The sequence below is a fragment of the Actinomadura sediminis genome (assembly GCF_042675525.1).
Taxonomy (GTDB): domain Bacteria; phylum Actinomycetota; class Actinomycetes; order Streptosporangiales; family Streptosporangiaceae; genus Spirillospora; species Spirillospora sediminis.
The window spans coordinates 1-16,908 of the sequence record NZ_JBHTJA010000084.1 but is presented as its reverse complement, the minus strand read 5'-3'; the positions used below and the strand labels follow the sequence as shown (position 1 = coordinate 16,908).

At 75.3% G+C, this 16,908-nt stretch carries 17 protein-coding genes and 1 pseudogene; 5 read left to right on the top strand and 13 right to left on the bottom strand.

Annotated features, from left to right (window positions below; genetic code table 11):
- Positions 1-2: 2 nt before the first annotated feature.
- The gene (locus tag ACFQ11_RS28715; RefSeq protein WP_378304224.1) at positions 3-1,163 is read right to left on the bottom strand and encodes an aminotransferase class I/II-fold pyridoxal phosphate-dependent enzyme; all 1,161 of its coding nucleotides are present in this window, start codon (positions 1,161-1,163) and stop codon (positions 3-5) included.
- Positions 1,164-1,344: 181 nt separating this feature from the next.
- Between ACFQ11_RS28715 and ACFQ11_RS28710 the strand changes: the two genes are divergently transcribed.
- A complete protein-coding gene (locus ACFQ11_RS28710; protein ID WP_378304222.1) occupies positions 1,345-2,286 on the top strand; it encodes a lysylphosphatidylglycerol synthase transmembrane domain-containing protein in 942 nt (313 codons plus the stop codon).
- 28 nt (positions 2,287-2,314) lie between these two features.
- On the opposite strand, the gene ACFQ11_RS28705 is transcribed toward ACFQ11_RS28710, so the two are convergent.
- Entirely contained in the window at positions 2,315-3,124 is an 810-nt protein-coding gene (locus ACFQ11_RS28705) for an SGNH/GDSL hydrolase family protein (RefSeq protein ID WP_378304220.1), read from the bottom strand.
- 396 nt (positions 3,125-3,520) lie between these two features.
- The gene (locus ACFQ11_RS28700) at positions 3,521-4,051 is read right to left on the bottom strand and encodes a hypothetical protein (protein WP_378304218.1); all 531 of its coding nucleotides are present in this window, start codon (positions 4,049-4,051) and stop codon (positions 3,521-3,523) included.
- A 251-nt stretch (positions 4,052-4,302) separates the two neighbouring features.
- Here ACFQ11_RS28700 and ACFQ11_RS28695 point away from each other — a divergent pair, with 251 nt between their 5' ends.
- The gene (locus tag ACFQ11_RS28695; protein WP_378304216.1) at positions 4,303-4,785 is read left to right on the top strand and encodes an NUDIX domain-containing protein; all 483 of its coding nucleotides are present in this window, start codon (positions 4,303-4,305) and stop codon (positions 4,783-4,785) included.
- Here the strand turns inward: ACFQ11_RS28695 and ACFQ11_RS28690 are convergent.
- Positions 4,766-6,097 carry a cytochrome P450 gene (locus tag ACFQ11_RS28690; protein WP_378304214.1) on the bottom strand — a complete coding sequence of 444 codons (1,332 nt, stop codon included), beginning with the start codon at positions 6,095-6,097 and terminating at the stop codon, positions 4,766-4,768. The genes ACFQ11_RS28695 and ACFQ11_RS28690 overlap by 20 nt on opposite strands.
- Before the next feature lie 141 nt (positions 6,098-6,238).
- Positions 6,239-6,931 carry an SIP domain-containing protein gene (locus ACFQ11_RS28685; RefSeq protein WP_378304212.1) on the bottom strand — a complete coding sequence of 231 codons (693 nt, stop codon included), beginning with the start codon at positions 6,929-6,931 and terminating at the stop codon, positions 6,239-6,241.
- A gap of 75 nt (positions 6,932-7,006) precedes the next feature.
- Here ACFQ11_RS28685 and ACFQ11_RS28680 point away from each other — a divergent pair, with 75 nt between their 5' ends.
- Positions 7,007-7,660: a TetR/AcrR family transcriptional regulator C-terminal domain-containing protein gene (locus tag ACFQ11_RS28680; protein WP_378304210.1), complete on the top strand. Its 654-nt coding sequence runs from the start codon at positions 7,007-7,009 to the stop codon at positions 7,658-7,660.
- 18 nt (positions 7,661-7,678) lie between these two features.
- On the opposite strand, the gene ACFQ11_RS28675 is transcribed toward ACFQ11_RS28680, so the two are convergent.
- Positions 7,679-9,646: an HsdM family class I SAM-dependent methyltransferase gene (locus ACFQ11_RS28675; RefSeq protein ID WP_378304207.1), complete on the bottom strand. Its 1,968-nt coding sequence runs from the start codon at positions 9,644-9,646 to the stop codon at positions 7,679-7,681.
- 268 nt (positions 9,647-9,914) lie between these two features.
- On the opposite strand from ACFQ11_RS28675, the gene ACFQ11_RS28670 reads away from it, so the two are divergent.
- A complete protein-coding gene (locus tag ACFQ11_RS28670) occupies positions 9,915-10,604 on the top strand; it encodes a DUF4352 domain-containing protein (protein ID WP_378304205.1) in 690 nt (229 codons plus the stop codon).
- A 347-nt stretch (positions 10,605-10,951) separates the two neighbouring features.
- Positions 10,952-12,724: a PD-(D/E)XK nuclease family protein gene (locus ACFQ11_RS28665; protein WP_378304203.1), complete on the top strand. Its 1,773-nt coding sequence runs from the start codon at positions 10,952-10,954 to the stop codon at positions 12,722-12,724.
- Positions 12,725-12,758: 34 nt separating this feature from the next.
- Here the strand turns inward: ACFQ11_RS28665 and ACFQ11_RS28660 are convergent, their stop codons facing one another.
- The 7 genes and pseudogenes from ACFQ11_RS28660 to ACFQ11_RS28630 all read right to left on the bottom strand — a co-directional run.
- Positions 12,759-13,172 (bottom strand): hypothetical protein, encoded by a 414-nt coding sequence (locus ACFQ11_RS28660; protein WP_378304201.1) that lies wholly within the window; start codon positions 13,170-13,172, stop codon positions 12,759-12,761.
- A 487-nt stretch (positions 13,173-13,659) separates the two neighbouring features.
- Positions 13,660-13,899, bottom strand: a complete 240-nt coding sequence (locus tag ACFQ11_RS28655) for a hypothetical protein (protein ID WP_378304199.1) — start codon at positions 13,897-13,899, stop codon at positions 13,660-13,662.
- A gap of 207 nt (positions 13,900-14,106) precedes the next feature.
- Positions 14,107-15,339, bottom strand: coding sequence for a cytochrome P450 family protein (locus ACFQ11_RS28650; protein WP_378304197.1), 1,233 nt, complete (start codon positions 15,337-15,339; stop codon positions 14,107-14,109).
- Positions 15,336-15,941: a GTP-binding protein gene (locus ACFQ11_RS28645; RefSeq protein ID WP_378304195.1), complete on the bottom strand. Its 606-nt coding sequence runs from the start codon at positions 15,939-15,941 to the stop codon at positions 15,336-15,338. Before ACFQ11_RS28645 ends, ACFQ11_RS28650 begins: the two co-directional genes overlap by 4 nt.
- The gene (locus tag ACFQ11_RS28640) at positions 15,922-16,290 is read right to left on the bottom strand and encodes a DUF742 domain-containing protein (RefSeq protein ID WP_378304193.1); all 369 of its coding nucleotides are present in this window, start codon (positions 16,288-16,290) and stop codon (positions 15,922-15,924) included. Before ACFQ11_RS28640 ends, ACFQ11_RS28645 begins: the two co-directional genes overlap by 20 nt.
- A 1-nt stretch (position 16,291) precedes the next feature.
- Positions 16,292-16,681 carry a roadblock/LC7 domain-containing protein gene (locus ACFQ11_RS28635; protein WP_378304191.1) on the bottom strand — a complete coding sequence of 130 codons (390 nt, stop codon included), beginning with the start codon at positions 16,679-16,681 and terminating at the stop codon, positions 16,292-16,294.
- Positions 16,671-16,908, bottom strand: a pseudogene (locus tag ACFQ11_RS28630) (hypothetical protein); the annotation flags it as partial. The gene ACFQ11_RS28635 and the pseudogene ACFQ11_RS28630, both read right to left, overlap by 11 nt.

Below are 16,908 nucleotides of genomic sequence, written 5' to 3'. Positions count from 1 at the left end.
CGTCAGGAGCGCGGCAGCGGAATCCGGTCGCGCGCCTTCTCGCACACCGCGAGGACGAGCGACACGTCGTCGTCCGTCAGCCCCGCGTGCGCCGACAGCCGGACGAGGTTGCGGTGCGGCGACGCCGCCGGCTGGAACAGCGCCGCACTGAAGACGTCCCGCTCCATCAGCGCGTCCCGCAGCAGCAGCGCGTCCGGTTCCGTCCCCGTCTCCACCGCGACGATCTGCGTGTCGGCGTCGACGAGCCGGTAGCCGAGCCCGGCCAGCCCGTCCCGCAGGCGGCGGACCACCGCGCGCAGCCGCTCGCGCCGCCAGCCCTCCTCCCGGACGATGTCCAGCGCCGCCCGGAGGCCCGCGACGTCGTGCGGCGGCAGCGTCGAGCCGCACACCGCCGGGAACGCCGTGTCGACGAAGTAGTCGGCGAACCCCGGCCGGTCGCACACGATCAGGCCCGCTCTCGCGTGCAGCGCCTTCGACAGGCTCGCGGTGCGGAAGTCGACCCGGCCGCCGAGCCCCAGCTCCCCGGCCAGGCCCTCGCCGCGCTCCCCCCGGACGCCCAGCGAGTGCGACTCGTCCACCACCAGCAGGCAGTCGCGCTCCTCGGCCAGCCGGACGATCGCGTCGAGCGGGCACCGTGCGCCGCTCGTCCCGTACACGGCGTCGACCACCACGACCCCGGACCCGCCCACGTCGATCCGCCGCCGCAGATGGTCGAGGTCGTTGTGCCGGAAGTACGCGATCTCCGCGCCCGCCGCGCGCGCCCCCTCCCACAGCGACAGGTGCGCCAGCGCGTCCAGGTAAACCGGTACGTCCGGACCCGCGACCACCTGCATCAACCCGGTGTTGGCCGCCCGGCCGGACGGGCACAGCACCCCGGCCCGCGCGCCCATGTGCCGCGCGAACGCGTCGCCCAGCGCGATCTGCGGATGATCGGCGGGCGGGCGGCGGGCCCGGGACACCGTCCCGCCGGCGTCCGCCGCCCGCAGACCCGCGATCATCGCCCCGGTGATCGCCGGATGCTCGCCGAGCGCCAGGTAGTCGCTGCAGGTGAGCACGACCGCCCGGTCGGCGTCGGGTGCGCGCGGGCGCGGTACGCGGGGCGCGTCGCCCGCGCCGTGGAAGTCCCTCATGCGTTCGCCGAGGCGCTGGTGGGCGCTCGTCATCACCGTCACTCTCCCCCGTCACAGATGCGTCACTCAGTGTAGCGCGACCTAATCAGCATGTGAAAAGGATCTATGGAGATCCCCAAGCGCCGAAGCGCCTCCCGGACGCGCCGCGCAACGGCCCGGCGGCGTTCAGTCCGGTGTCGCGCCCGCGTCACGTCCGGCCCGGACAAAGGGGGACGTGCAGCCGATCGCGTCACGCCCGTCCGCGGCCCGGTTCCGCCGGTCCGCGCTCGCGGCCGGGGCCCTGGTGCTCGCCGCGGCCGCGCTGTTCGCCGTCCGGGAGCCCGCGGCACGGCTGGGCGACGTGCGCTGGGAGCTCGTCCCGGCCCTCGTCGCGCTCGCCGCCCTGCACTACGTGTTCTCCGCCGTGGCGCTGCGCCGCGCCGCCGGGCGCCCGCTGCCGCTGGCCGGCACGGCGCTGGCGCAGTGCACGGCGTCGGCCGCCAACCGGATCACCCCGGGCGGCCTCGGGGCCCTCGCGGTCAACACCCGGTACCTGGTCAGGCACGGCTCGTCGCCGGGCCGCGCCGCGGCCACCGTCGCCGCGCTCCGCGTCGCCGGCGTCCCCGCCGACCTCGCGCTGCTCTGCCTCGTCGCCGGGCTCGGCGGCGCGGACGGCCGGTTCGCCGGCGCGCTCGCCGGCCAGGCCGCCCGGATCCTCGGACACGTCCCGGCCGTCCCCGTCCTCGCCGCCGCCGTCCTGCTGGTTCCCGCGGCGTTCTGGGCGGCCCGCTCCCCCGCGGTCCGGCGGGCGGCCGCCGCGCTCACCGACCTGCGCCGCCGCCCCCGCGACCTCGCGCTCGTCCTCGCCGCGTCGGCCTCGACGACCTGCACGCTCGGGACCGCCTTCGCGCTGAGCGTGCTCGCCGTGCCCGGGACGTCCGCGCGCCCCGGCGACGCGTGCGCGCTCGTCGCGGCGTACATGGTCGGCGCCGCGGCGGGCGCGGCCGTCCCGTCACCGGGCGGTGCGGGCTCCACCGAGGCCGCGCTCGCCGGGACGCTCGCGCTGCTGGCCGTCCCGGCCGGTCCGGCGCTGCACGCGGTCCTGCTGTTCCGGATCGTCACGCACTGGGCGCCGGTCCCGATCGGCTTGGCCGCGTACCGGACGCTGTGCCGGTGACCGCCTTTACGTTGTAGATCACGAACGGTCAGGTCAGCGCGCCGCGGGCGGCCGTCCCGGCGAAGGCGGGCAGGTAGCCGAGCCGGTGGCCGCGGGCCGTCGGGTGGTAGGAGTCCTCGAAGGGCCACGCGACCGAGTTGAGCCAGTCGTCGCCGGAGCACAGCTCGTGCCCGGCGAACTCGTCGCGGACGTCCGACCAGACGAACCCGGCGCGGGCCGCGGCCTTCGCGATCGTCTCGTCCAGGACGTCCGCCGCGCCGTTGAGCACCTTCCGCTTCGTGTTGCCGATGCCGATGCACCCGCTGACGATCGTGTAGAGGCGCGGGTACCCGAGCACCACCACCCGCGCCCCGGGCGCCCGGTCGCGGATCTTCCCGTACAGGTCGTCGAGCCTCCCCGGCAGCGTGTTCTGGATGTACCGCTCGGCCTCCGCGACCCGGCTCTCGCACGCCGACGTCGACTGCAGGACGCACGTCAGCATCACGTCGGAGAACCCGGCGTCGTTCCCCCCGACCGTGATGCTCACGAGCGTCGTCGCGTCGCTCAGCGCGCCGAGCTGACCGCTCGCGACGTCCGTCGACGTCGCCCCGGAACACGCGGCGAACTCGTACGATTCCGTCTCGTTCTGCGCGGCCCACAGATTCGGATAGGCGTTCGCGCTGCGGGTGCAGGAACCGCTCGCGGGATCGTAATCCCCGGCCCCCGTCCCGGACGAGTACGAATCACCGAGAGCGACGTACCGGACTCCGGCCGCCGACGCGGACGCGGGCCACACGATCGAGCCGGCGGCGAGGACGGCCGCGCCGAGAGCGGCCAGGCAGGGGCGAGAGAAGCGCATCACCACTCCGGGGAAATATCGATGGGCGTCTCCGCTTTCTTACCCACCCGGCCATTCTCTCAAGCCGCCGAACTGATCAACCCCTTTTCGTCACATTCCGCCGTTGAAACCCCCAGGACCCCTTAGCGTAGATCATTACCAGACAGACCACCCGCCCGCGGACCAGCGACTTCACCCCATAGACGTCCGTCATTCAAGGCGCAGACGTACAAGCGCCTAAAAGGACACACTCCAGTAACCGCAACACTTCGGGAGTGAATAACCCATTTCACGGAACCCCGCCACCGGCGCCGGCCGTCTCCCGCCCGCCCCGGAGAATCGCCAGGGAGGCCGCTGTACGGCATCACGGACGTGGAGATGGCGACACCCGTCCGAAAGATGGCCCCGTGAGGCGCCTTACCGACCACTGCCCGCCGGGAGCGCCCCGCCGCGAACGCCTGCTTTCGCACGGTAGGCGGGCAGGTGCCGTTCCACCGGGCCCGCGGCCGGCTCGAGGGCGTTCCGGAGCAGGGCGGCGTCGTCCTCCGGGAGGTGCAGGAGGGGACGGCGGAGGCGGACGCTCCAGGAGCGGGCGTCCGGGAAGGCGGCGAGGCGTTCGACGAGGGGGCGCAGCTCTACGCCACCGCCCCACGGGGCGAGGCGGTCGATGCGCAGGTCGCAGCCGCGCGGGAACGTCCGTTCCCCGAACGTCACGGGCTCGTCCAGGACGGTGACGGGCGAGGTGACGACGGCGCGGGCGATGACGCGGCCGCGGTCGCGGGTCGGGTTGCGGAACGCGCCGCGCGTCGCGTAGACGAGCAGCTCGTCTCCCTCCGCGAGCCGGTCGACCTCGGCGCGGGCCGTCGCGGGGAAGGCCGTCCGGCGTTCGCTCAGCACCCACGCGATCGGCTCGCGATCGCCCAGGATCAGCAGATAGGACTCGCTCACGCCGCAACCGTAGCCCGGCCGGGCCGCCGACCACGATCGGCCATGGCGGCGGGTCCGGACGCACGGGAACGCCGAGCACACGCCACCGGCTCACCCCGGCCGCCATCTGCAGACATCGAGCATGGATTCTCCGCGCCGTGCGTGCACCGAACGCCCGGCCCGCCGTTCCCGCCGTTGGGCCGGATCGAACCAGCAGGCGATGGCCTGGGCCCGTAGGCCCATCGGCGCGGCCGGTGCGGCATACTCGCCCGGTGAGGGGACGCTTGATCGAGATGACGGCGCGCCGGGTCGCGACGCCCGTGTGGAGGAAGCTCGGCGGACGCGTGCAGTGGCGGCTGGCGCGGCTCCGGCACCCCACGTTCCTCGTGTACGCGGGCGGGATCGTCCGCGACGACCGGGGCCGCGTCCTGCTGCTGCGGCACCGCCTGTGGCCCCCGTACAAGGCGTGGGGCCTGCCGGGCGGGTACGTCAACGCGGGCGAGCGCCTCCAGGACGGCGTGGCGCGCGAGGTCCGGGAGGAAACGTCCCTCGAAGTGTCGGTCGCCGATCGTCCGCTGCACGTGGCGAGCGGGTTCCGGTTCCGGGTCGAGACCTATTACGAGGCCGAGGTGACCGGCGGACGCCTCGAGCTCGACCCCGCCGAGATCCTCGAAGCACGCTGGTGCGCCGTCGGCGAACTCCCCGCCGAGATGTCCCCCCGCCTCCGCTCGCTCATCAGCGCTCTCCCCCGTTAGCCAACCGCACCTGCGCGATGACGAACCCGCTCTTCGGCAGCGCGGGCGCGCTCCATGGCGGAATCCGCAGGTCCTGCGCCGGGACCGTGTAGTCCGCCCACCGGGTGAGCGCCGTGATCGAGAGCTTCATCAGGTCCTTGGTGACCCACTCCCCCGGGCAGCGATGCCCTTCGTAGTGGTCGCCGCCGCCCTGCGGGACGAACGAGTACGCGTCCGGTTCCCAGCCGAGGAACCGCTCGGGGCGGAACTGCTCGGGGCGGTCCCACAACCGGGGGTCGTGGTCGGTCCCGTGGAGGTCCAGCAGCGCGCGCCGTCCCTTCTGGAAGTGATGCCCGCGCCACGTGAAGTCCCGCGCGACGCGTGCGGCGGCGACCGGGAAGAACGGGTAGAACCGCCGCACTTCCTGGACGAACGCCTCCATCGTCTCCGGAACGTCCTCGTCCTGCAGGCGCCGCCGCCAGCTCGGGTTCCCGTGCAGGGCGAGCGCCGAGAACACGACGAACCGCGCCACCGCGACCGTCGGCCGCAGGACGTTCAGCAGTTCGACGGCCGCGACCTGCGGAGGCAGCGGCAGGCCGTCCGCGTCGGTGAACCCGGCGATCCGCTCCAGCGCCGTGCCCTCCGCGGTCTCGGACTCGCGCGCCCGCACGACGTGCCCGGCGGCCCACCGGTCGGCGAGCCTGCGCGCCGCGCGTCCGCGCAGGTACCGAGGCCCGACGGCGGCAGGGGAGTCGATCAGCGACAGCAGCACCCGGGTGACGGCCGGCACCTGCCGCCGCGTGACCGGCACGCCCGTCCACGCGCACACCGCCTCGCACAGCAGCTCGCTGACCTCGTCGAACAGCACCACCCGCCGGCCGTCCGCCGCCCACGCCGCGATCCGCTCCCGCCACAGCCGCGCCGCGATGTCGCACAGGTCGTCCCGCGCCTCGGGCGTCATGAGCGACATGAACAGCTCCTTGCGGGCCCGGTGCCGCTCGCCGTCCAGCGTCTGCACGCCGCCCTCGCCGAACAGCGTCGCCCGCAGCCGCCGCGGCGCCGCCCCCGCCCGGACGAACCGCCGCGGATCGTAGAAGACCTCCGCCGCGTCGGCGCCCGTCATGCACGTCGTCCGCTGCATCAGCAGGCGCATGTCGTAGACGTCGCGCCCGAAGCGCCGCGCCCGCGCCGACAGCAGGCCGTAGGGCCGCAAGAGGAACGGCACCGTCGCGTCCAGCCGGTCGACGAACCTCACCCCCCGAGCCCCGCCGTCCGCCGCTCGCTCGTCCGCCGCCCGCTCGTCCACCTGGGACGTCTCTCGCACATCGACCATGCCGGTCCCCCTACCCTGCTGGCCCGCCACTAACGGGCCGGTGGTGCCTCCTCCGGCCGGTCGGGACGCCGAAGGTTCCGTTCCCTCCCGTGTGCGCAGGCACCCGGTGCCCGGGCGTTCCGGGGTCGGTGGGGGGCGGGGTCAGAGGCCGCGGCGGCCGTCGGCCCAGTGGATCCGGGTGTGGATCGACCGCCGGTTCATGCCGGTCGCCGCGCGGATGCTCGTCCGGAGGCGCTGCACCGACTGCGCGTGGCCGACGAGGTAGACGTGGTCGAAGGGGGCGTCGAGGAGGCCGGGCAGGTGGTCCTCGAGGGCGACGCCGGGGGCGGCGGCGGACGGCACGAGGTGCACGTCCGGGGCGAGTCCGGCGATCGCGTCGTGGTCGGCGGCGGGGGCCTCGACGGCCGACACGGCCGTGGCCCCGGCCGCGGCGACGTCCGCGGTGACGGCGCGCACGGTGGCGAGGGCGGTGCCGTCGCCGAGGACGAGGTGCCGGCGGCCGGGCCGGGCCCGCAGCGGGCGCCCGGACGGCGGCGTCACGACCCGGGTGCCGGGCCGGACGTCGCGCGCCCACCGCGCCCCGGGGCCGTCCGGGGCCAGGTCGACGAGGACGCCGAAGCGGCCGGGTTCGGCGGTGAGGACGGTGTAGTGGCGGACGTCGCGGTCGCCGACCCGGACGCTGATGTTGTCGCCGGGGGCGTGCCGGGCCCGGTCGCCCTGGCAGTGCAGGAGCACGAAGTGCTCCGAGACCCGGTGGTTCCGGACGACGACGGCGGCGTAGCGCGCGGCCAGCTTCTCGGCTCCCGACGCCAGGGCCGCGGGCATGGTGGGCATGGTGGTCCTCCGGCGCACTTCGATGTTAACAACGTTATCGCCAATTGAGTGCAATGTACTGATATCATCGTTAACGTGTCAAAGAGTGAGATCGGGCCCGGGGGCCGGGGCGGTACGGCGGGACGGGCGGAGACGGTGGTGCGCGCGGCGCTCGCGCTGGTCGACTCCGGGGGGCTGGAGTCGCTGACCATGCGCAGGCTCGCCACGAGCCTGGACATGCAGCTCCCGACCATCTACCGGCTGTTCGACGGCAAGCGGGAGCTGCTCGACGAGATGGCCGAGACGCTCCTCGCCGACGTCCTCGACCGCGTCGACCTGGACGGCGCGGACTGGGCGGAGCACATCGCGCTCCTCGCCCGCGGCATGCGGGAGGTGCTGCTCGCACAGCGGGACGGAGCGCGCATCGTCGGCGGCAACTACGCCGGCAAGGAGCCCACGCTGACGCTCGCGGAGCGGACGCTCGAGGCGATGCGCGAGGCCGGTTTCCCCCTGGAGACCGCGATCTGGGCCGGCACGACGGTGGCCTGCTACGTCGTGGGGGAGGTGCTCGAGCAGCAGGGGTACCGGGACGGCGACGCCGAGCGGCTCTCCGCGTCCGCGGTCCCCGGGGCGTACCCGAACCTCGCGGCGCTGCCGGTCGACCGGTTCCTCGACTTCGACGGGCGCTTCGAGTTCGGGCTGCGCATGATCGTCACCGGGCTGAGAGGGGAGCTCGCGGGCGGGGCGTGAGCCGCCGGGCGCGGACGGTCAGGGGCGGGGGCGGAGGGTTCCGGCGCCGAGGCCCTCCAGGCCGAGGGCGAGGACCTGGTCGCCGGCCTCCTGGGCGGCGCGCAGGGCCGTCTCCAGGTCGGTGAGGCGGCGGAACGCCTCGCCGTACGCGGCCTGCTCGTCGAGGGCGAGGCGGGGCAGCCGGGCGCGGCGGACGTCGAACCGGGCGGACGACGTGGAGCTGCGCAGGCTCGCCCCGCGGGCGGCCAGCCGCAGCCAGCCGGCGACGAAGTCGGGGTCGGTGCGGGACGGGTCGACGCGGACGACCGTCAGGCCGGGGCCGAGGACCGGGCCGTCCTCGGCGGCGACGCGCGCGATCGGGCGGCGGGCGATCTGGGAGACGACGATGTCGCGGGCCCGGATCCGGACGTGGTCCTCGTCGGGGGCCGCGGTACCGGTGGGGCCCCGGCCGCGGGCGGCGTCCTCCAGCGTCAGGACGGGCACGGCGCCTTCGCCCATGCGGATGCGGGGCGACACGCGCAGGATCCGCAGGACGCCGGCCTTCGCCAGCTCGCCGATCGTCGTCATCGCGGGTTCCTCGCCGCCCCGCGACTGTTTCAGCAGTTCCAGCGCGGTGACGGCCTTGGGCAGTGCGGCGGCGGCGCTCTCCAGCCGCGCGCGCCGGCGGGTGAAGGCGCCGCCGGCGGACGGCGCGGTGCGCTGCGGCAGGTGGCGCGCGGGGTTGAGGTCGACCTCGTCGTCGAGCAGGTCGATGATGCGGACGGCGGTGGCGGCGCCGCGCTGCGGACGGCCGTCGAGGTAGCGGCGCCACGCGTCGATCGCCGCCTGGTGGTACCCGTCGGGCTCGGCGGACACGTCCGCCATGAGGACGTCGTCGGCGGGCGGGTCGCCGGGCGCGGGGCGGCGCAGCACCCAGATCGACACCGCGACGGCCATGTTCGGCACGGCGCCCGCGGGGAGCCCGACGACGGCGCGCAGCGCGCCCCGGCGCAGCAGTTCGGCCCGGATGCGGCGGCCCGAGCGGCGGCCGGCCACGGCGGGCGGGACCACCATGACGACGAGGCCGCCCGGCGCGGCGTGCGCGAGCCCGTGCTGCAGCCAGGCGAGCTCGGACTCCATGCGGGGCGGCAGCCCGTACTCCCAGCGGGGATCGCCGGTCAGCTCCTCGTATCCCCAGTTGCGGTCGTTGAACGGTGGGTTCGTGACGACGAGGTCGGCGGCGCGTCCGGTGAACGCGTCGTCGCGCAGGGAGTCGCCCGGGCGGACTTCGGCGGGGGCTCCGCGCAGGGCGAGCTGGACCGCGGTCATGCGCGCGGTCGTCTCGTCTATCTCCTGTCCGAGGAGTTCTTGCACGTTGGTGTAGACGTCCTGCGCGGTGGTCAAGAACACGCCCGTGCCGCAGGCCGGGTCGAGGACGGTGCGAGGCGTTTCCGGCGGGAAGTCGAGCATCAGGCGGACGACCGGCTCGGGCGTCATGTACACGCGGCGGCTGTGGTGCTCCAGATAGCGCGTGCGCAGGAACTCGAAGGCGTCCGCCGTGCCCAACTCGCCGGCGAACCCGGCGAGCGCGCGCGCCAGCGGGACGTGCGCGGCGGTGTCGAAGGACGCGGGGAGCAGGTCGGTGTGGGCGCGGACGGCGTCGGCGAGGGCCTCGCCGGCCCGGTCGTCGGAGGCGCCGGTCAGGTCGCGCAGGCGGGCGGGGTCGGCGTGCAGGGAGAGCAGGAGGGCCCCGGCGAACGACATGACGTCGGACAGCTCGACGTCGCCGGCGGCGGCCTGGCGGAGGGTCTGCCAGACGCGCTCGCGCACCGGCGGGTCGGCGAGCTTGCCCTGGTCGCGCAGCCAGGTCTCGATCTGGCCGAGGGAGAACGTCGGGCTGGTGGCGGTGCCCCCGACGGGCTGCGGGAAGTCGTCGTGGCGGCGCCGCCAGTTGCTCACCGCCGCGCGCCCCACGCCCGCCAATCGGGCGATGTCGGCAGCGGTCACCGTCGCATCGTTCGCCACACCAGTACTCCCTCCAGCCGACGTTCAGCCGGCGTTCAGTGATCACACCCTAGCGGTACCGGCCCGCCGAGCCGGTTGACCTGGTTCACGGTAGCGCGGATACGCGGCCGGAAATCTTGGACACTTAGCGGTATATTTGGTTGATTGCATTCACAGCGCTCCTGTGTTTTGATGTGAACGTCCGGCGACGTACCGAACGGGTGCGGCGCCACGCGCGGTCACCAGGGCCGCCGAGAAGTACGGAGAGAGCATGAATCCCGGCCACGGAAACCCCGCACCCGGTCCGCAGCCCGCGGGCGCGTACGGCCCGCCCCACCACTCGGCGGGTCCGCCGCCGGGACGGCGCGGCAAGGGCTGCCTCTACGCGGTCGTCGGGGGCGTCGCGGCCCTCTTCCTGATGGCGGCCTGCGGGGTGATCGTCGGCACCGCGTCCGAACCGGCGGCCACGTCGTCCGGGCCCGGGAGCGGGACGGGCGGCGAGAAGGCCGACGCGGGCGGAGAGAAGCGGGCGAGGCCCGCGGAGAAGGAGAAGGTCACCGACGGGGTCGGCCGCGAGTACCGGGACGGCAAGTTCGCCTTCACCGTCACCAAGGTGAAGAAGGGCGTCGCACGCGTCGGGGACGAGTTCGCGGGCTCCGAGGCCCAGGGCCAGTACGTCCTCGTCCACGTCACCGTCGAGAACATCGGCGACGAGGCCCGCATGTTCGACGGGACGAACCAGAAGCTCATCGACACCCGGGGCCGCGAGTTCGAGGCCGACACCGAGGCGGCCGTCTGGAGCAATCAGGACACGAAGTCGTTCCTGGAGCAGATCAACCCCGGGAACTCGGTGAAGGGCGTCGTCATCTTCGACGTCCCGGAGAACGTCAGGCTCAAGGCCATCGAACTCCACGACTCGATGTTCTCCGGCGGCGTCACCGTCCCCCTGGGCGGCCGCTGACGCGCCCCGGGAGGCCGGGGTCTGGAGGCTGCCGGAGGAGATCGCCGGCACCGAGCCGGCCTGTGGCCGACCCCGGCGCGACGGCTCCGGCCCCGCCCGTCCGCCGGCCCGGTCCGGCCGTGGACCGGCGCCGGTCGCCGTGGGCCGCCCGGTCCGCGCCTATCATCCGACGTGGTCGAGCATCCGGTGCTGGACGATCTGCGCGGGGCGATCCTCCAGCACCGCGCGGGTGAGAGGCTGCGACGGCCCGGACCGGGAGGCACCGGCATCGATTTTCCGAAACCAATGGTTGATTGGGTTCACGCGTGTTCTAATGGCCGTGGTCATCCCCTAGCGCTGGAGCGGACATGCCCTTCGGAAACTGGACGCCGCACGAGGAGCTGAGCGGCGATCCCGGCGTCATCCGGCTGTCGGCGAGCCTGCTCGACCGCGACGACCGGCACTGCCGCGACTTCGCCGCGCTCAAGGCCCGGCCGCGGGTGTGGCCGCGCAGGCGGGGGCAGCGGCGGTACGCGCCGTGGGAGACGTTCCCGCTCGGCCTCGTGATGGACGCCCTGAACCTGACCGAGTTCGGGGACGTGCCCGCGGAGGACGCGATCGAGAAGGCGCTCGGGCGGGCCCGGTCGGCGGTGCATCCCGGCGTCGCGGTGTGGGTGCGGCACGCGTTCGACGCGTACCTGCGGGCGGCCGAGTGGATCGCCGACGACCTCGAGGCCGAGGGACTCGCGGTGCGTCCGGAGCCGCTGCCGCGGGTCGTCCAGGCGGAGTCGCCCGCGGAGCTGCGGGTGCTCACCGCGTGGGGGCGGTGGTACGCGTCGGCCGACGGCACCGTGCGGGAGTTCCGGCGGCTCCGCGTGGGACGCCCCGGCGAGCGGGACGCGCCGTCGAACGACGCGCTCGCGTTCGTCGCGGCGGCGGGGCTGCGCGCGGAGAGCGACGTCTACCGGGACCTGCCGGTCGAGGTCGTCCCGGACGAGGTCGCGCCGGAGCGGGTCCGGCTGGTCGAGGTGGTGCTCACCGGGGACGTGCCGCCGCGGGTGCTCGTGGACGCTTCGCCCGCCGAGGTGGGCCGCGTGTACCGGGAGCGCACCCGGCCGATCGTCACCGACATCGCGTTCGGCACGGGCACGCGTCCCGGGTCCGACTGCGTCGACTGCAAGGTCCTGCCGACGTGCGGCGCGGTGCCGGACGTCCCGGGGCTGCTCGGCCTCGAGGGGCGGGGCACGCACCGCCGCACCTGGTCGGTGACGACCGGCCGCCAGTATTCGGTGTGCCCGGCGCAGGCGCACCTGCGGGAGCTGCACATCCCCGCCGCGCAGCGCTCGGACGGGACGGCGGCGCGGCGCGGGCGGGCCGTGCACCGGTGGCTCGAGCTCGCGCACGGCCGCGCCGGCGCGCCCGCGTGCGGCCCCGGCGACCTCCCCGACCCGGCGAGCGGCCTCGGCATCGCCGCCGGGATCCTGACGCCCGAGGAGTACGCGGAGGCCCGCCCGTACCTGGCGGCGCACGTGGAGGTGTGCCCGCTGCGCGAACCGTGCACGGACGTCCGGCCGGAGCCGTCGGTGGCCGCGCACGACACCGACGCGGACGTCGTGGTGGTCGCCCACCCCGACCTGATCCGCACCGCGGGCGGCACCGTCGTGTACCGGGAGCAGAAGACGACGCAGGGCGCTCCCCCGGCCGGGGACGCCCGGACGGTCTTCACGCTCGTGCCCCAGCTGGCGCTGGCCGTCCTGCTGATGAAGCACGGCGTCCTCGGCGGTGACGGCGGCGGGGTCGTCGAACTGGAGACGATGACGCCCTCGGGCGCCGAGGTGCTGCGGTTCGACGTGTGGGACCCGGACGTCCGGCGGGCCGCCCGGGAGACGATCACGTCGATGACCGCCCGCTGGCACGCCGACGAGTCGTTCCGTCCGCTGCCCGGCCCCTGGTGCGGCGGCTGCCCGGTCGCCGACTGGTGCCCGGACCGCGCGCCGAACGACCCCGGCGCCCCCATCGTGGTGGACGGCGTCCGCATCGACCCGCTCACCGGTGAGGTCCTCGGGACCGCCGTCACCGCCCGCGCCGCCGCGGTCGCCGAAGGCGTCGCCGACCCGTCCGAGGAACCCCCGCCGTTCTGACCCGGACGTCCCGTGCCGTGGTGGTGCGGCGTGGTCAGAAGCCCGTGTCGGCGCCTCGGCCGATGTTACGGACCCGGCGGTTCGTCTCCTCCTTGTACCACTCGATGAACTCTTCCTGGTGGCTCATGTAGGACGCGTGGGCGTCCGAGTGGCCGGGGTACGGTTCGGCGCCCGGGTCGAGGGGCGCCGGGGGCGCGTAGGCGGAGGTGGCGATGGACGTGTGGAGGCGTTCGTCGAGGGCGGCGGCGATGACGTGGGCGGCGAGCAGGGTGCGGAGCCGGTGCCGGGCGGACGGGTCGACCTGGACGGCCGAGCCGGACACGAGGCGGCGCGCCCACATCGTCCCGTCTGGGCCGAGGTAGCGGACGGCGTCGGACGCGGGGTCCGGCGGGGCGTTCGGGTCGGCCGCCGGGGGCAGCGCCATCCGGAAGACGACGTCGCACAGCACCTGGTGGTTCGGGTCGCGCAGGTGGGCGCGGCCGGCGACGAGGGTGAGCCCGTCGGTGTCGATGGGACCCGAGGGGGGGATCGAGGGCCGCGCGGTGCTCGTTGGTGAGGTGGCCGATCGGGCGTCCGTCCGGGGCGACGACGGCGCAGTGCGGCGGGCACACGTTCCCGGCGAGCTTGTCCGGGCGGTCGACGAAGAACAGCGTCGTGTTCTGGGCGTCCGAGACCCGGACGGTGACGCGCGGGACGTGGTGCAGGGCGGTGGGCGGCGTCAGGGTCGGTCCGGAGGAGCGCATGAACCGCTTGAGGAATCCCTCTTTCCGCTCCTCCCCCACGACGACCGGGGACACGTCGGCGAGGACGGCGCCGGTGCCGGGGTCGGTCAGGCGGTAGTGCAGGTCCTGTGGGAGGGACCGCAGGTCGAGCCGGGAGGCCTGGAACACGTTCGTCACCCTCGAATGTCGCGCGGACGGTCTCCCGGCCGGATGCTACCGGCGGCCGCGCGGCGGGCGCGGGCCGCCCGCGAGGGCGCGGAGGCGGTCGGCGGCCTCGGCGAGTTCCTCGGACGCGACGACGCAGGCGGTGATGTGCTCGTGCACGGCGGCGAACAGCCAGTGGGGGGCGGCGTCGTGGGCGCGGAGGCGGGCCGCGAGGGCGCGGAGGCGGTCGGCGCATTCGGCCGTCCTCCGCGCGTCGGCGGCGAGGGTGTCAGCGTGGTCCCGGGTCACGCGGGGACGCCTTCGGTGCGGACCGGCCGGCGAGGAGCGCCGGGGCCGCGGCGGGGTCGCGGCGGACGGCCGCGGTACTGCCGGGTCGTACCGCCGGTCCCTCAATGGGCGGCGTCCGCCGGACCGCCGGAACCGTCCGGGCCGTCCGGCGTGCCCTGAGGGCGGCGCCGCCGGGGCGCCTCGCCCCGGCGGCCGGCGACCGCGGGGTCAAGGCCGATGACCGGGACGCCGGCCATGGGCTCCTCCGGGGTCGGCGTGGGTGAAGGTGACCGGGAGCCGGGCCGGGCGGCGGGTCCACGGGGACGGCTCGTACTCGATGTCGGCGGGGTCGATGGCGAGGCGGACGCCGCGCAGCGCGTGCAGGACGGTCGCGACGGCGGTGCGGGCGATGGTGCGGGCGGGGTCGCGGGCGGGGCAGGCGTGCGGCCCGGCGCTCCAGGCGAGGTGGGCGCGGTTGCCGCGCTGCCAGAACTGGGAACCGGCGTGCGCGCGGACGTCGTGGGCGACGGCGGCGAGGCCGAGGACGAGGGCGTCGCCGCGGGCGATGGCGCGGCCGCCGAGCTCGGTGTCGCGCAGCGCGTACCGGGCCGGCATGTTGATCATCGGGGGCGCGATGGCGAGGACCTCGTCGAGGGCGTCGTCGATGCCGAGCCGCCCGCCGCGGACCCGCCCGGCGAAGCGGGGGTCGGTCAGCATGAGCCGGAGCGTCTGCGCGATCCAGCTCATGGTGGTGTGGTTCCCGCCGGACACGAGGACGGCGACCGACTGCCGCACCTCGGCTTCGGTGCGCAGGTCGGGGTGCGCGAGCAGCAGTGACGCGGCGTCGTCGGCGGGCCGCTCGCGGCGCTCGGCGAGGAGCCCGCCGAGGAGGGCCTCGAAGCGGCGGTCGCCCTCCCGGGCGTCCTCGCCGGAGCCGGACCGGGCCCGCAGGGCGTCCCGCAGCTCGCGGCTCTGCCGGGGGGCGAAGCCGATGAGGCCGCCGATGGCCAGCAGCGGGACGGTCGCGGCGTACTCGGCGACGAGGTCGGCGGAGCCGCGGCCGGCGAACGCGCCGATGAGGCCGCGGCACAGGTACTCGACGGTGCGCCGGAGGCGGCGGTGGTCGACGGCGGCGATCGCGTCCTCGATGGGGCGGCGGAGCCGCCGGTGCTCGTCGCCGTCGTGGCCGGTGACGTCGTCGCGGAAGGACATCATCGGGCCGAGGGGCGAGCCGGGCGGGACGGCGCCGTCCCGGAAGGCGCGCCAGTCGCGGCCGTCCCGGGAGAACAGCCGCGGCGTCCCCGTGATCGTCTTGAGTTCCTCGTAGCCCATCACGAGCCAGGCGTGCACGCCCGGTTCGAGCTCGACGGGGGCGACGGGGCCGTGGTCGCGCCAGAGCCGGTCGAACACCGGCCGCGTGTCGGGGCAGGTGGTGGTGGCCGACAGCGGCAGGGGGTTCACGGGGCGGGCTCCCGGACGGTGAGGGCGTGCTCGGCGAGCGCGACGAGGGCGGCGACGGACGAGTCGCGGTCGAGGGCGTTGCAGTCGACGATCGGGGTGTGCGGCAGCAGGTCGAGGGCGCCGCGGAGCCGGTCGTGGGGGTGCGGCGGCGTGTCGGGGAAGTGGTTGACGGCGACCGCGAACGGCGCGGCGACGTGCGTCTCCACCTGGTCGAGGACGTCGAAGCCGCCGGCGAGCCGCCGGGAGTCGACGATGACCAGCACCCCGACGGCGCCCTCGGCGAGTCCGGCCCACATGTCCCAGAACCGGCGCTGGCCGGGCGTCCCGAACAGGTAGAGGGCGAGGGACGGGTTCAGGGTGATGCGCCCGAAGTCCATCGCGACGGTCGTGGACGTCTTGCCGGGGAGCCGCGCGAGGTCGTCCACGCCGGTGCTGGCCTCGGTGATCGGCTCCTCGGTGCGCAGCGGGCGGATCTCGCTGACCGAGCCGATGAACGACGTCTTGCCGACGCCGAAGTCGCCGACGACGAGGATCTTGGCCGTCCGGGCGACGGTGTCGGGGACGTAACGGCCGGCGGGCGGATCAGAGGGCGCGGAGCCCATCGAGCACCTCCTTCAGCAGGTCGATTCCGGGTTCGGTGAGGCCGCCGGCGTGGGTCCGCAGGCGGCCGGCCGCGACGAGGTCGCCGACCAGCACCCGGACGGCGCTGACCGGCAGGTCCAGGTGCGCGGCGGCCTCGGCGACCGACAGGACGCCGCCCGCGCAGAGCCGCAGCAGCGCGCGGAGCTGCGGCGGGGCCTCCGCCGGGAGCGGCTCGGCGGCCCCGCCGGGCGGCGGGACCGTCTTCAGCAGCGTGTCGACCCCCACCCGGGCGCCGGGGGCGGCGGCGCGGCCGCCGGTGACCACGTAGGCCCGCAGCGGCGTGTCGCGGTACTCGCCGGGGCCGGACAAGTCAGCCGCTCCCCCGCGCGGGCGTGGCGAGCTGCTCGCCGAGCTTCAGCACGGTCGCCTGCATCTCCTGCGCGACGAGCGCCGCGTTGATCACCGGGCCGGTGACGACGGCGAGGCACGAGCGGGCGGCGGCGCCGCGGACGAACAGGTAGCCGCCCTCGTGCCCGACCATGAGCTGGTGCAGCGCCTTGGCGCCGGTGCCGAACTCGCCCGCCTGGTCGCGGGCGAGGGAGAGCAGCCCGCTGCAGCGTGCGGCGAGCCGGTCGGCCTCGTCCCGTCCGGTGTCGGCGGAGCGGGCCTTGAGCATGCCGTCCACGGTGCACACGATGGCGTGCCGGACGCCCTGGACGCGGGCGAGCCGCGCCACCACCCAGTCCTGGTCAGCCGTCATCGGTCCTCCTGTCGTCGTCGGTGCGGTGGTGCCCCGCGGGCGGGGCGGTCGCGTCCGGTGCGGGGGTGTTCGGCGCGGGCGCGCCGGACGCGGGGGCGTGCGGGATGAGGGCGTCCATCAGCGCCCCGGCCTCCTCGGGCGTCTCCGGCGGCGGCGCGGGCGGCGGCGCGGCCGCGGCGAGGTCGGCCGGGCGGGGGGCGGCGCGGTAGCGGCCCCGGCGGGCGACG

Excerpts from the sequence above, each read along its gene's own strand:
- ACFQ11_RS28665 (WP_378304203.1), top strand. The coding sequence starts at position 10,952 with ATGCCCTTCGGAAACTGGACGCCGCACGAGGAGCTGAGCGGCGATCCC.
- ACFQ11_RS28670 (WP_378304205.1), top strand. The coding sequence starts at position 9,915 with ATGAATCCCGGCCACGGAAACCCCGCACCCGGTCCGCAGCCCGCGGGC.
- ACFQ11_RS28715 (WP_378304224.1), bottom strand. The coding sequence starts at position 1,163 with ATGACGAGCGCCCACCAGCGCCTCGGCGAACGCATGAGGGACTTCCAC.
- ACFQ11_RS28635 (WP_378304191.1), bottom strand. The coding sequence starts at position 16,681 with ATGACGGCTGACCAGGACTGGGTGGTGGCGCGGCTCGCCCGCGTCCAG.
- ACFQ11_RS28685 (WP_378304212.1), bottom strand. The coding sequence starts at position 6,931 with ATGCCCACCATGCCCGCGGCCCTGGCGTCGGGAGCCGAGAAGCTGGCC.
- ACFQ11_RS28690 (WP_378304214.1), bottom strand. The coding sequence starts at position 6,097 with ATGGTCGATGTGCGAGAGACGTCCCAGGTGGACGAGCGGGCGGCGGAC.
- ACFQ11_RS28705 (WP_378304220.1), bottom strand. The coding sequence starts at position 3,124 with ATGCGCTTCTCTCGCCCCTGCCTGGCCGCTCTCGGCGCGGCCGTCCTC.
- ACFQ11_RS28645 (WP_378304195.1), bottom strand. The coding sequence starts at position 15,941 with ATGGGCTCCGCGCCCTCTGATCCGCCCGCCGGCCGTTACGTCCCCGAC.